Origin of the sequence: Flavihumibacter petaseus NBRC 106054 (genome assembly GCF_000974785.1) — a bacterium.
GTDB lineage: Bacteria > Bacteroidota > Bacteroidia > Chitinophagales > Chitinophagaceae > Flavihumibacter > Flavihumibacter petaseus.
Genome location: NZ_BBWV01000004.1, coordinates 171997 through 186124 on the forward strand (window position 1 = coordinate 171997; position 14128 = coordinate 186124).

Consider the following 14128-nt stretch of genomic DNA (forward strand, 5'->3'; position numbering starts at 1 on the left):
TCCCTTCCGCCAGGCTCAGATTCACCCAAAATCAACAATATGAAGTCCACTTCGTTACTATCGGCCCCTATGCTGGGTTTGATAACTTTTTGCGTGCTCTCCTGCGGCGGTCCATCTGAAAAACAGGCTAAGGAAGCCAGCGATGCTGCTGCTTCGGATACCAGTGCAGCAACAAAAACAGAAAGCGTGCCCCCGCCACCGGTTTCTACCATTGTCACAACACCTCAAAACATGATGACCGTGAAACACACGGTTGCAGATTTTGACAAATTCCTGGCCTCATATGAATCGCACGACTCTCTACGGCTGGCCAATGGCATACACAGTTATGTGATCGGCCGTGGCGTGCAGGATCCAAACGTTGTGCTGGTTGCAGTTAAGATTGATGATATCGTGAAGGCCAAAGCATTCAGCAAGTCGGCCGAACTGAAGAAAGCTATGCAGCAGGCCGGTGTCAAAGGGCCTCCAACCATCGATTTCCTGACGGCAGTATTCCAGGATACCGCGGCTGTCAGCACTGCCGTACGTTCCCGCAGCAAATTCAAGGTAAAGGACTGGGACACCTGGCAGAAGTCATTTGAAAGCCACCGCCAGATTCGTATCGACAACGGCGTAACTGACAGGGTGTATGGACATGCTGCCGACGACGACAAGACGGTTATGGTAGTAGTGGCCGTGCTGGATACAGCGAAAGCCAATGCTTTCTGGAAATCAGACCAGCTCAAACAGCTGCGGGCTGAATCAGGCGCCATGGGCGAACCCGATCGTTTCCTGTTCACCGTAGTGAAAAGGTACCATTGATGTAATGCAAAATATTTTGTGCCTGAAGACCAGCGGACAGCAGTTCGCTGGTCTTTCAGTTATGGCCGGGTATGCCAAACCGTTAGTCTGCACGCGGCCGGATAAATGTTTACCCTTATCTGCACGTCAGGAATCTGTAAATTTTCAGGGACATACCCTTCTTCGGTGATGAACCATTGATCCGCTGGCAGAAAAAATGTTTATTTTAACAGATGCATTATCCTATCCGGTTACTGGTAGCAGATGACCATCCCCTGTTAAGGGATGGCTTTCATTTCCTGTTGAAACATGCACCAAATATCGAACTGGTGGGTGAAGCAGCGAATGGCCAGGAACTGATTGATCTTGCGCGGCAGTGGCAGCCTGATGTTATCATAACAGATATTCAGATGCCGGGAGTAGATGGCATTGAAGCGACCCGGGTGCTTCATACCGAAGACCCTGCAGTAAAGATCATAGCCTTTTCACTGTTTCTCGAAGAACACCTGATCATCCAGATGCTGGAAGCAGGCGCAAAAGGGTATGTACAGAAACAGGTGTCCAAAGAAGAACTCATCATTGCTATTCAAACCGTTGCTGCCGGGGGAAACTATTTCTGTGCACAGACCTCCAGGCAACTTACCAGCCTGATCGCCCGGAGTGAATGTTACCTGCAACGCCCGAAAACGATGCCCGTGTTCAGTGCGCGGGAGAAAGATATTATTGCCTTGATGTGTGAAGGACTTTCCAACAAGGAAATCGGGGAACAGCTTCACCTCAGCTCGAGGACCGTTGAGACCTACAGGGAACGGCTTTTTGATAAAATGGAAGTAAAGAACGCAACTGCACTCGCTGTCTATGCCATCCGGCATGGGCTATACAATCCCTGAGTTGAAATATAAAAGATTTCGTCTGTACTAGTGGTAAGGGATTAGCTGCGGTGATCCCCGGGAGGGGCAGCGCCCACCGAAGCTATAGCGAAGGTGGGGCCCTGCAACCGAAGAGCGGCCGGCGCTGACGCCCCGAAACAAAAAAGCCGCTGACTACAATCAGCGGCCGCTCTTTGGTTGCGGTGAGGGAGGGATTCGAACCCTCGGTACAAGTTTAAGCTCGTACAACGGTTTAGCAAACCGGCCCTTTCGGCCACTCAGGCACCTCACCGAATACCCCGTAAAACACAAGGGGACGCAAAAATAAGGATTTGCAGTTTCCGAACAAAAGAAAAAAGCCGGATCAATGATCCGGCCGGTATTTTTTCAATGTATGGCTTACAATGCTGCGAGTTGCACCTTCTGCTGTAGTTCCATCACATTTTCCCTGAATACGTTATCTGTATCCATGAGGTCTTTCACCGTCTGGCAGGAATGGATCACTGTAGTATGATCACGGCCACCAAAATGTTCGCCAATGGTTTTCAGTGAATTCTTGGTGAAACTCTTCGCCAGGTACATGGTTATCTGGCGGGCCTGAACAATTTCCCTTTTGCGGGTCTTCTGCAATAGCTTATCATAGGCCACATCAAAATAGTCGCAAACCATTTTCTGGATCGCTTCTATGGTGATCTCCTTGGAGGAAGTCTTCACAAAGTTACGGAGCACTTTCTTCGCCAATTCTAGGTCTATTTCCCTCCGGTTCAGCGAAGATTGTGCCAAAAGGGAGATCAAAGCCCCTTCGAGCTCCCGTACGTTACTGTTGATATTGTAAGCCAGATATTTAACTACTTCCTTGGGCATTTCCAACCCGTCATTCTTCATCTTACGCTCAAGGATCTCGATTCTCGTCTCATAATCAGGCACTTGCAGATCGGCACTTAAGCCCCAGCGGAAACGACTCAACAATCTTTCCTGAACACCCTCAAGGTCTTTGGGAGCCTTGTCGGAAGTGAGGATCAACTGCTTACCACTCTGATGCAGGTGATTGAAGATGGCAAAAAAAGCATCCTGTGACTTTTCTGCCCGGTTAAAGAACTGAACATCATCAATGATCAGCACATCGATTAACTGGTAAAAATGGATAAAGTCGTTAATGGCATTATTCCGGCTGTGATCCACAAACTGGTTGATGAACTTTTCGGAGCTCACGTATAATACCACCTTATTGGCATTGACACGCTTCACCTCATTTCCGATCGCCTGGGCCAGGTGCGTCTTTCCAAGACCAACACCACCATATATCACCAGCGGGTTGAAGGAGTTCGCACCGGGCTTCTCCGCTACCGTTTTACCGGCACGACGGGCAACACGATTGGAATCACCTTCCACATAACTATCAAATGTATAAATGGGATTCAGCTGCGGATCGATCTGCATCTTCTTCAAACCGGGAATCACAAACGGATTCTTCACCGGGTTGTTGATCACCAACGGAAAATCCATTTCATTATTGGAATAAGTCTTGTAACCATGGGCGGGTATGTCCATCGTTAAAGGCTTGTTCTTATGATTACCGCTGTCAACCATGATCCTGTATTCCAGTTGAGCATCTTTACCCAATACTCTCCGCAAAGTCTTTGCCAGAAGATTTACATAATGTTCTTCCAGGTATTCATAAAAGAACTGACTGGGCACCTGGATCACCAGGATGTTTGTCTTCAGTTCAACTGGACGGATTGGTTCGAACCATGTTTTGAAATGCTGCCACTCCACGATATCCTTAATGATCTCCAGACAACTATTCCAGACTGTATCTAAGGTTTTGGTCATTATAAATCGTGCAGTTTTTAGTAAAGTTTACGACGTGAAAAAAACTAACGTAGGGGGACGAATATCAAATATTTTTATTGAAAAAAAAATTTTTTACTCACTAGTTTTTTTGCCGATAACAACAGTATGGGATGCCTCCAAATTTTTCTTTTTATTCCGCTGAAACGCATAGTCCAAGCGGCCTAGAACGATTCCTGCCCACCCCACCTGGTTTACGACTACATCACTCCCTGATTTATTTTTATACACAACAGGTGCATCAAAAAATGTATGTGTATGACCACCTATGATAAGGTCGATATGCACTGATTCCTTTGCAAATATTTCATCACTTACCTTAGGCTCGCGATACCGGAATCCAAGGTGGCTCAGACAAATGACCATATCGCAATTATCCTGCCGCTTCAACTGTTCAGCCACACGGTTGGCCTGAACAACCGGATCGAGGTATTGAGTGTTCCCATACAGGTTATCAGGCACCAGGCCTTTCATTTCAATCCCCACACCGGTGATCCCGATTTTAAGTTTCCCTTTATTAATAATAGTATACGGAACCGTCTTATATTCCAGCGGTGTTCCCGTAAAGTCATAGTTGCAAAGGATGACCGGAAACTTTGCATGCTTCATCTGGGTGGCAAAATTCTCCATACCCGCATCAAAATCATGGTTTCCCATGGTGCAGGCATCGTACCCCATCATCGTCATCGCTTTCATTTCCGGCTCGCCTTTATAGAAATTAAAAAAAGGTGTTCCCTGAAAGATATCGCCGGCATCGAGTAATAATACGTTGCGCTGCTCTGCCCTGACTTTGCTGATCTCCAACGCACGCGCGGCCACACCACCCAATCCCTGGTTACGGCTTCCATCCATCGGGAACGGTTCCAGGCGACTGTGCACATCATTCGTATGAAGGATCGTCAGCTTTTCCACCTCCGCTTCCGCATCAGCGGCCACCGCGCTGTTCAGCATGCCGCCAGCCAGAAATGCACCGGTTGCGAGTGCAGTTTGCTGTATAAATCTTTTCCTAGTTGGCATGGCGAACCCTGTTTGAAGTAGTTGCGGTAATAGCTTCACCTTTTGCGGTAAGCCCTTTAAAATAATGAATCAACGCGTCACGTACCAGAAACCCCCTGTTTTCCTGTGGAAAAGACCGCAACATCGCGGCATCATCTCCCCCGTTGGCCACATAATCTGAATTCACTACAGTATAGGTACGGTTCAGATCAAGTGGTTGCCCACCGATCAACACATCTGTAGCCTTTTTGTTGCGTATAACAAACTGACCACCACTGATCGGCCATCCGCCCCTCGCAGCAATATTGTCGAGGAACTCCTGCAACACCGATCCGGGCAATTGCTGTACCACCAGCAAATTATCAAACGGCATCATTTCAAATACCTGGTTCAGCGTTAACGGACCAGCCGGTATCTGTGCCACCCGGATCCCGCCATAATTAATAAATGCAACATCCACCTGTTTGCTGAACACGCGGGAAGCTTCTGCAAATACAGCATCCGCCATCAGGTTACCCAGGCTGCCTTCCGGCTGCTTTTTTTCAAGATCTGTTGCCACATTTCCGATGACCTGGTTCATAATCCGGTTCACACTATCCGCATACGGTCTTATCATTGCCTGCAAGTTGGTATCTTGCGGCGCCTTTTCTGTTATCCGGAATTGTTCATACTGCAGCGATGAAGGCTGATACGAAGTCTTGCAGGCAGGCAAAATGACGCCTGTTGCCATAAGGCAAAAAAGCAGCCTGACCAACCTGTACTGTTTTAAGGAATCTGGCATACGGGAACAATAAAAGGTACAAATATTTTAATTTACGAATGGCATTTTTTGGGGGTGCAAAGTTAACTAAACACGGTCCATGATACAAGTGCTTCAAATGCAGGTCACACCGCAGGAGGCCGACAATCCGTCAGTCGTTCGCGGTTATATTGCCAGTGCCCTGTCGCGCAAGGCAGGTAATATAACTGGCTATCATTTGCTGAAGCGATCCATTGATGCCCGTAGCCGCCAGGTACGCATCAACCTTACCGTGAGAGCCTATGTGGATGAGCCGTTCGTGGAACGTTCGCATCCCACCATCCGCTTTGACCAGCTTCCGCCGGATGCCCCGCGGGTGATTATTGCAGGCGCAGGCCCCTGCGGATTATTCGCTGCACTGCGGCTGATGGAAGCAGGCATCAAACCGGTGATCCTGGAACGGGGTAAAGATGTCCGCGCCCGTCGCCGCGACCTCGCCCTGCTGAATAAAGAAGGTATCATCAACCCTGAAAGCAATTATTGCTTCGGGGAAGGCGGCGCCGGAACCTACAGCGACGGCAAATTGTACACGCGCTCCAATAAACGTGGCAGTATCGACCGAATCCTGCAGCTTTTTGTACAATTCGGCGCAGATGAAAGCATTCTGATCGACGCCCATCCCCATATCGGCACCAATAAACTGCCCCAGATCATTTCCGCCATGCGTCAGCAGCTCCTGGACGGAGGAAGTGAGTTTCATTTTGAAGAAAAGGTTGTGGGATATGACGTACGCGGTGGAAAATTCCACGCAGCGCTAACAGCTTCGGGCAACCGATTTGAGGGAGAAGCCATTATCCTGGCAACAGGCCACAGCGCCCGTGACGTTTTCGAAGGCCTTCACCGGCAGGGCATCGGCATTGAGGCTAAACCCTTTGCTTTGGGTGTGCGTGTGGAACATCCCCAGGAACTGATCGACTCTATCCAGTACCATTGTTCCACGCGGGGTGATTATCTCCCACCGGCTTCCTACAGCCTGGTACAGCAGGTCAACGACCGGGGTGTTTTTTCTTTCTGTATGTGTCCCGGTGGAATCATCGCGCCCGCTTCAACAGCTCCCGGTGAACTCGTGGTCAATGGCTGGAGCCCGTCCAAAAGGAACAACCCCTTCGCCAACTCGGGAATGGTAGTTTCCGTAGAAGCTGCCGACTTCGGCAATCAGCATGGACCACTCAGCGGAATGATTTTCCAGCAGGCGGTCGAACAACGCGCCTTCCAGGCAGGAGGTGGAAAGTTTGTTGCACCGGCACTTCGGTTGTCCGATTTCGTTAGCCGGCGCATTTCCGCCGACCTGCCCGAATGCTCTTACCTGCCCGGCATTTCACCTGCGCCGCTTTGGGAGGTACTGCCACCATTTGTTTATGAAGCCCTTGCAGGCGGCTTTCGTGCGTTTGGTCAGAAAATGAAAGGTTACCTGAGCAGGGAGGCCGTTGTAGTAGCTACCGAATCACGTACCTCCTCCCCTGTCAGAATCCCGCGGGATCCGGTTACCCTCCAGCATCCGATGATCAAAGGTTTCTATCCCGCAGGTGAAGGTGCCGGATACGCCGGCGGAATTGTCAGCGCTGCAATGGATGGAGAAAAATGCGCCTTAGCCATCACTCAGCAACTTATTCCCGGTCAGTAGGTATATTCTCTGCCGCGGGAAAAATTTGCATTTCGTTGTAATAAGACATCTTACTTCGCATCTAATTAAAAAAACCTGCATGGCACTGCTTGAAGTCAACCACCTCAAAAAATATTATGCTTCCCAGAAAGCGGTAGATGATATCAGCTTCTCTATCGCACGCGGAAGCATTTTCGGACTGCTTGGACCAAACGGCGCAGGGAAGACCACCCTGCTGCGCATGATCACCGGAATCTTTTACCCCGATGAAGGCCAGATCATATTTGAAGGCCGGCCCTTCGAAGCAGAAAGAGACATTCTCAGGATTGGCTATATGCCCGAGGAACGCGGGCTGTATAAAAAAATGAAAATCGGTGAGCAGGTCCTTTACCTCGCACAACTGAAAGGCCTGAACCGGCAGGAAGCCCTCGAAAAAGTAAAACGCTGGTTTCAGAAATTCGGCATGGAAAGCTGGTGGAACCGCAAAGTAGAAGACCTTAGTAAGGGAATGCAGCAAAAACTTCAGTTTGTCACCACCGTACTGCATGAACCTTCACTGATCATCCTCGATGAACCCTTCAGCGGACTTGACCCGGTGAACGCCAATCTTATCCGCGATGAGATCCACGGACTGGCAGAGCGTGGCTGCACCATAATATTCAGCACACACCGCATGGCTGAAGTAGAAGAGATCTGTGACCAGATCGTGTTGATCAACAAAGGCAGGAAAGTGCTGGACGGTGCCGTCGGCACCATCAAAGAACAGTTCAAGGAACACCGGTTCCTGGTTAAAACCGCAGAAGGACAAACACTTCCGCCCGGCAAGGATTACCGGATCCTGGATCAGGATGCGTCAGAATTTACCATCCAGCTCAATGGACAGCACGATACCAACGCATTGTTGTCTGATCTCATCCGGCAGAACATTACCATCCGTGCATTCAACGAGATCCTGCCTTCCCTTAATGACATCTTCATCCGTTTGGTAAACGACAACCAAAGTACTACCAGAGCTTTCCAAAACAACCTCTCCTGATTTCATGAACAAGATACTTATCATAGCCCGCCGCGAGTTTCTGACCCGCGTACAGAAAAAGACCTTCCTGCTGACGACCATACTGCTGCCGGTGATCATCTTTGGTCTGTATGGTCTGATCATTTACTTCAGCATCAAAGGAAAAGACGACCTGCATATCGCCATTGCAGGTGGCAACAATGCACTTACCGGTAAACTGGAAAACAACAAGAGCCTCCGCTTCAGTTACCTGAACGAAAAAGATCCGGCTGCCCTGCAACAATTGTTGAAAGACAAACAGTATAATGGATTCATCCTCCTGCCAGACAGTTTCAAAGCCGATGCACACGACAGCCTCGAGTTGGTAACACTCAGCAGCGTTGGGCTCATGGCCAAAGAAAACATCGAACGCCGCCTGAACGCAGGAATCGAAAAGATAAGAATGCAACGCCTCCTCGCTCCGGGTGTTACCCTTGAAGCGATGGACAGTGCCCGCACGGAGATTCCCCTGCGTGTTACCAAAGCAGGAAAAAGTGACAGCACCGGCTTCGCTTACGGTCTGGGCTTTTTCTGCGGTATCCTGATCTATATGATCCTATTTATTTACGGCGCCATGGTGATGCGCGGCGTCATGGAGGAAAAAACCAGCCGTATTGCTGAAGTGATCGTCAGCAGTGTCAGGCCATTTCAGCTGATGATGGGCAAGATCTTTGGCATCGGTGCGGTCGGGCTGGTGCAGTTCCTGATCTGGATCGCCCTGGTCATTGGCCTTCAATTGCTGTTACCACTCATTTTCCCGGGCATGGGCGACCAGGTTGCCGCACAGGCACCCGGCGTTCCCGGCGCCATGACAGGTTCCTCTCCAATGGTAAATGCCATGAAACAACTCTCCCAGTATATGGGTGATGCCAATATGCCCCTGATCCTGCTCTGCTTTATTCTGTATTTCCTCGGCGGTTACCTCATCTATTCTTCGCTGTTCGCAGCAGTGGGGAGTGCAGTGAATGAAGACCCGCAGGATGCGCAGCAACTCATGCTGCCCATCACCATGCCCATCATTTTTTCCTTTGTGATCATGACGCAGGCGCTGAATAATCCTGATGGCGGGCTCGCATTGTTCGGCAGCCTGTTCCCCCTTTCTTCCCCCATCGTGATGATGGCCAGGTTGCCCTATGGCGTTCCCGCCTGGCAATTGCTGCTGTCACTGGCATTCCTCGTACTTGGATTTTTAGGAACGACCTGGCTCGCCGGCAGAATCTACCGTACAGCGATCCTGATGTATGGTAAGAAACCCACGTGGAAAGAAATGCTGCGATGGGCTTTCCGTAAAGGGTAAACGTTAATTTCTTCCCAAAGGGTTTCCCATTACGAAAACGATCGTATATTTATTACGAAATCATTCGTAACAACAAACCTGCACTATGTTTACATTCAGCCAAACCGCACGCCACCGGGCCTTGTCGGGAATTCTTTTCAGTATTGCCCTCGGATCCATCAGCTGGACAGAAAGTTATGTTCACTGCGCTTCCCTCACCTATGAGACGTACCAGGCCGACCAGCAACCCGTCAACCGGGATACCGTTCCGGGAAAGAGCCTGGATAGCCAGTTAAGAGAACTGCGTAAAGCCCAGGAAAAACTGCAGCGCGAAATCTCCGGTAAGAACTGGGATAAGATCGAAGCAGAAATGGAAAATGCATTGGGCAGGCTCAACACTGCGGAAATAGATGAGCAGGTCCGTAAGGCAATGGCCCAGCTTGACCAACAGATGGAAAAGCTGGACGAAGAAAAACTGCTTCAGAAAATTGATATGGAACACCTGGAACAGCAAATGGCCAGGGCACAGGAAGAAGTGCAGCGTGAAATGTCCAAAAGAGATTGGGATAAAGAAATCAGAGAAGCCCTGGCAGCATCACAAAAGGCGATGAAGGACTGGAAAAATAATGGGACAGCAGACCTGAAAGCGGAAATGGACCGGGTTCGCAAACAGATGGACAAGGAATCGTTCCGGTTGAAAGCGGAGCTCGACCAGGCGCGCATCAATCTCAAAGACCAGAAGAGTGTAATTCGCAAAAGCCTGCAGGAAGCGGAAAACGGCTTGAAAGACGCGAGGATTGAACTCGAAGGTTATAAAACCATGACCGACGACATGATCAGCTCCGGCCTGATCAAAGATCGCCGCAACTACCGGGTGCGCTATGATACCGGCACGCTAACCATAGATGGCGTTGAACAACCGGAAAATATTGTCAGTAAATACAAAAAATACTTCCGTCACCCGCATACCTTAATCCTCAATGAAAATGACCGGTTCGAGGTGGACACCGATAATGTCGACTAACCCATCGGGAAGTAACCTCCAGTAACGAAAGCGGGCGATCTGAATACAGATCGCCCGCTTCTTTGATACAATATAATGTCCTAAAGAATTCCTTCAATAAGTCTTAATGTAGGATGTTCGAGATCAGATGGCAGGTATTCATCAGATTCAACATAGATATCCACGTTCATTTTAACAACACCACCGTCCTTCACTTTTACAGATTCTTTCCGCAGAAACTTATAGCCTTTTTTGTCGAATTTGATCGACATCTCGCCGTTCGGCAATTGCTTGATCCTGAAATAGCCATCTGCATTTGTAGAAACCTCTTTGCTGACGGAAGTCTTTCCAACCACTGCTGATACGACAACGCCCTTAACTGGTTTTTTGGTGACCGCATCCACTACATATCCGTGAATGACGCCCTCATTCCGGGAATCGTTACCCGGATTGGCTACGGCACCCTGTGCAACAGTCAGGCCGAGCATAACAGCAATCATTGAACGAAATTTCATATTCCTGCTTTGGTTGGTTTAGAATGGGTTTCTCACAGCATCCAGGAATTCTTCCATTAAAATTCGTACAATTTTTCCAGCTGGAAGAATATCTTTTACCAGCGCACTGACCTGTCCGATCTCCAGTTCACCGGCTTCCAGGTCACCTTCAAACATCCCTTTTTTGGCGCGGGCACGGCCAAGCAATGATTTCAGTTCTTCGGGTGTAGCACCACGCTGTTCAGCTGCTGCAACCTGCCGGAAGAATTCATTCTTCAACAGGCGGACCGGAACCAGCTTTTTGAGGCTCAGCAGGGTATCGCCTTCTTCCGCGGCCGTTACGGCTGCTTTGAAGGCCGGATGGTTACTGGATTCCTCACTGGCCACAAACCTCGTTCCTACTTGTCCGCCCTCCGCTCCCAGCACCATTGACGCCAATAACTGCCTTCCCGTTGCAATGCCCCCTGCCGCAATTACAGGAATTTTTACAGCAGCCCGCACAGCCGGGATCAGCACCATCGTGGTTGTCTCTTCCCGGCCGTTATGGCCACCTGCTTCGAACCCCTCGGCGACTACGGCATCACAACCAGCCGCTTCTGCTTTCCTCGCGAATTTGCTGCTACCCACTACATGAACAACGGTAAGCCCCTTTTCTTTCAGAATGCCGGTATAGGTTGCAGGGTTGCCTGCCGACGTAAATATTATTTTCACCCCCTCCTTGATGATGATCTCCATGATCCGTTCAATATCAGGATACATAAGCGGCACATTCACCCCAAAAGGCTTGTCAGTTGCTGCCTTACACTTCCGGATATGTTCCTGCAATACTTCCGGATACATGCTTCCGCTGCCGATCAGGCCAAGGCCACCGGCATTACTGACTGCACTGGCCAGCCGCCAGCCGCTTGTCCACACCATGCCGGCCTGAACTATCGGGTACTGGATGCCGAACAGCCGGCAGATCCGATTGTTTTCAAACATTCCCTGTTGTTTTATGGATAAAAGACCTACCGCTTTCCGAGGTCTATATCTGTATTGTCACCAATATTAAGGCTCCTGCTTTCGCCCCTGACCTCGGTATCTGAACCGATCAGGGAATGCGTCAGCACAATGTCTTTAAGGTCAGAAAAGGCACCGATGATCGAATCCTTGATAATGCTGTCGGTAATCGTGACACATTCCCCGATGGCAACGTTGGGACCGATAATACTGTTGGAAATATCACATCCTGCAGCGATGCTTACCGGCGGAACAATGATGGTATTCTCAAACTGCTGTTCGTCTGCGATGGACTGCCCCATTTTCCGCAGCAGGGTGGCGTTGCTTTCCAGCAGGGTTTCTTTCTTCCCGCAGTCGAACCAGTTCTGCACCTTGAAGGATCGGATCACCGCCCCGCGCTGGATCATGCATTCAAGTGCATCAGTCAGGTTGAACTCCCCGTATGAGGTGACATTGTCGCGGATATTATTGTCCAGGCAGTTGAACAGCACACCGGTTTCGCGGATCCGGTAGATGCCCACCAGCGCCATATTGCTCTTGGGTATTTGCGGCTTTTCCACCACCCTCGTGATCTGGCCATCTTCATTGATCTCTGCCACACCGAAATCCCGCGGATCGTCCACCCGCTTTACACAAAGCAGGCTGCTTTCACTGTTGATCACGGCCCTTACATCATATTCACAGATACTGTCGCCCAGTACAATGATCACCTCGTCTTCCTGTACCAGGTCACGTGTGAGCAGGATCGCATGCCCGATACCCAGCCTTTCGTTTTGCTGGATAAAATGCGTGTTGAGGTCAGGATATTTTTCCCGCACAAAATCCTGGATCTTATCCCCCAGGTACCCGATGATAAAAATGAACTCATTCACGCCTGCGTCGACCAGCTGGTCAACGATAATGCTGAGAATGGTTTTCCCTGCCAACGGGATCAGGGCTTTGGGTTGTGTATAAGTATGGGGACGTAGTTTGGTGCCGGCACCAGCTACAGGAATAATCGCTTTCATCCGGAGGTTTTTTCAAAGGCCGATAGGATGACAGGCCTCAACTGGGCGTAAATTACCTATTTTTGCGGCAAATTTTAAAAAGCATGCAACAAGACGCTCTGGTCTTCGATTTGATCCGCAAGGAATTGGAAAGACAAAGGCACGGTATCGAGCTGATTGCCTCAGAAAACTTCACTTCTCTCCAGGTCATTCAGGCTATGGGCAGCGTGCTGACGAACAAATACGCTGAAGGCTACCCAGGCCGCCGTTACTACGGAGGTTGCGAAGTAGTTGACCAGGTAGAACAACTCGCCATCGACCGTATCAGGGAAGCATTCGGTTGCGAATACGCTAACGTGCAACCGCACAGTGGTGCCCAGGCTAATGCAGCCCTGATGCTGGCCATCCTGCAACCGGGTGACACCATCCTGGGCCTCGACCTGTCAATGGGCGGTCACCTTACCCACGGATCACCGGTCAACTTCAGCGGAAAGCTGTATAATCCCGTTTTTTACGGGGTGGAAAAAGAAACCGGCCGCGTTGACTATGCGATGCTTGAAAAACAGGCCCGGGATCACAAACCCAAATTGATCATCTGCGGCGCTTCCGCGTATAGCCGCGACTGGGATTATGCCCGCATCCGCAAGGTGGCTGACGAAGTCGGCGCTTTCGTGATGTGCGATATGGCGCACCCTGCAGGACTCATTGCGAAAGGTTTGTTGAGCTCTCCCTTTGACCACTGTCATTTTGTGACTTCCACTACGCATAAAACCCTGAGAGGCCCCCGTGGCGGCATCATCCTGATGAAAAAGGACGGTGACAATCCATTTGGCCTGAAAGATACCAAGGGCAATATCCGTCCCATGAGCAACCTGATCGACATGGCGGTATTCCCCGGCACCCAGGGCGGTCCGCTGGAACATGTGATCGCTGCCAAGGCAGTTGCCTTCGGTGAATTGCTGAGCGACAGCTTTACCGCTTATGCGAAACAGATCGTCGAAAACGCCCAGGCCATGTCCAAAGCGCTTAATGATCGCGGTTACCAGATCATCAGCGGCGGAACGGACAACCACCTGATGCTGATCGATCTCCGGAATAAGAATATCAGCGGCAAAAAGGCCGAACAGGTGCTGGGCAAGGCAGAGATCACCCTGAACAAGAACATGGTGCCCTTTGACGACAAGAGCGCATTTGTGACTTCCGGAATCCGGGTGGGTGTACCGGCCATCACCAGCCGCGGTATGCTGGCAAACCATATGGAGTTTGTGGTGAATGCCATTGACCAGGTATTGATGAATGCAGACGACGAGGCACTGATCGCTAAAGTGCGCAAGGAAGTAAACGGCTTTATGGAACAGTTTCCGTTATATCCCGAACTCGGATAACCGTTTTCTCTTCTTTGTTTTAACTTCTTCCTG

Annotated in this window: 13 protein-coding genes and 1 tRNA gene; 7 read left to right on the plus strand and 7 right to left on the minus strand. The window is 50.0% G+C overall.

Annotated elements, in window-relative coordinates:
- Positions 1-39 precede the first annotated feature (39 nt).
- Both FPE01S_RS20135 and FPE01S_RS20140 read left to right on the plus strand, forming a co-directional pair.
- Positions 40-801, plus strand: coding sequence for a hypothetical protein (locus tag FPE01S_RS20135; protein ID WP_046370892.1), 762 nt, complete (start codon positions 40-42; stop codon positions 799-801).
- Between the two features lie 212 nt (positions 802-1013).
- Positions 1014-1670 carry a response regulator gene (locus tag FPE01S_RS20140; protein WP_046370893.1) on the plus strand — a complete coding sequence of 219 codons (657 nt, stop codon included), beginning with the start codon at positions 1014-1016 and terminating at the stop codon, positions 1668-1670.
- A gap of 180 nt (positions 1671-1850) precedes the next feature.
- On the opposite strand, the gene FPE01S_RS20145 is transcribed toward FPE01S_RS20140, so the two are convergent.
- The 4 genes from FPE01S_RS20145 to FPE01S_RS20160 form a co-directional block, all read right to left on the minus strand.
- Positions 1851-1941, minus strand: a tRNA-Ser gene (locus FPE01S_RS20145).
- Positions 1942-2048: 107 nt separating this feature from the next.
- Positions 2049-3482, minus strand: a complete 1434-nt coding sequence (gene dnaA / locus FPE01S_RS20150; protein ID WP_046370894.1) for a chromosomal replication initiator protein DnaA — start codon at positions 3480-3482, stop codon at positions 2049-2051.
- Between the two features lie 93 nt (positions 3483-3575).
- The gene (locus tag FPE01S_RS20155; protein ID WP_046370895.1) at positions 3576-4517 is read right to left on the minus strand and encodes a bifunctional metallophosphatase/5'-nucleotidase; all 942 of its coding nucleotides are present in this window, start codon (positions 4515-4517) and stop codon (positions 3576-3578) included.
- A complete protein-coding gene (locus FPE01S_RS20160; RefSeq protein WP_169749196.1) occupies positions 4507-5112 on the minus strand; it encodes a 5'-nucleotidase C-terminal domain-containing protein in 606 nt (201 codons plus the stop codon). The genes FPE01S_RS20155 and FPE01S_RS20160 overlap by 11 nt, the downstream gene beginning before the upstream one ends.
- 244 nt (positions 5113-5356) lie before the next feature.
- On the opposite strand from FPE01S_RS20160, the gene FPE01S_RS20165 reads away from it, so the two are divergent.
- From FPE01S_RS20165 to FPE01S_RS20180, 4 genes are all read left to right on the plus strand, one after another.
- Positions 5357-6919, plus strand: coding sequence for an NAD(P)/FAD-dependent oxidoreductase (locus FPE01S_RS20165; RefSeq protein WP_046370897.1), 1563 nt, complete (start codon positions 5357-5359; stop codon positions 6917-6919).
- Positions 6920-6998: 79 nt separating this feature from the next.
- Positions 6999-7934, plus strand: a complete 936-nt coding sequence (locus FPE01S_RS20170; RefSeq protein ID WP_046370898.1) for an ABC transporter ATP-binding protein — start codon at positions 6999-7001, stop codon at positions 7932-7934.
- A 4-nt stretch (positions 7935-7938) separates the two neighbouring features.
- Positions 7939-9249, plus strand: a complete 1311-nt coding sequence (locus FPE01S_RS20175) for an ABC transporter permease (protein WP_046370899.1) — start codon at positions 7939-7941, stop codon at positions 9247-9249.
- Between the two features lie 85 nt (positions 9250-9334).
- Complete coding sequence (locus FPE01S_RS20180) at positions 9335-10252, plus strand: hypothetical protein (protein ID WP_046370900.1); 918 nt, start codon at positions 9335-9337, stop codon at positions 10250-10252.
- Between the two features lie 80 nt (positions 10253-10332).
- Here FPE01S_RS20180 and FPE01S_RS20185 read toward each other — a convergent pair whose 3' ends face one another.
- From FPE01S_RS20185 to FPE01S_RS20195, 3 genes are read right to left on the minus strand one after another with little or no spacing between them, the layout of a single operon-like run.
- Positions 10333-10746, minus strand: coding sequence for a carboxypeptidase-like regulatory domain-containing protein (locus tag FPE01S_RS20185; protein WP_083990360.1), 414 nt, complete (start codon positions 10744-10746; stop codon positions 10333-10335).
- An 18-nt stretch (positions 10747-10764) separates the two neighbouring features.
- Positions 10765-11706: an NAD(P)H-dependent flavin oxidoreductase gene (locus tag FPE01S_RS20190; protein WP_046370902.1), complete on the minus strand. Its 942-nt coding sequence runs from the start codon at positions 11704-11706 to the stop codon at positions 10765-10767.
- A 26-nt stretch (positions 11707-11732) separates the two neighbouring features.
- Positions 11733-12731 carry a sugar phosphate nucleotidyltransferase gene (locus tag FPE01S_RS20195; RefSeq protein ID WP_046370903.1) on the minus strand — a complete coding sequence of 333 codons (999 nt, stop codon included), beginning with the start codon at positions 12729-12731 and terminating at the stop codon, positions 11733-11735.
- 83 nt (positions 12732-12814) lie between these two features.
- Between FPE01S_RS20195 and glyA the strand changes: the two genes are divergently transcribed.
- Positions 12815-14095 carry a serine hydroxymethyltransferase gene (gene glyA, locus FPE01S_RS20200; RefSeq protein ID WP_046370904.1) on the plus strand — a complete coding sequence of 427 codons (1281 nt, stop codon included), beginning with the start codon at positions 12815-12817 and terminating at the stop codon, positions 14093-14095.
- Positions 14096-14128: the final 33 nt, after the last annotated feature.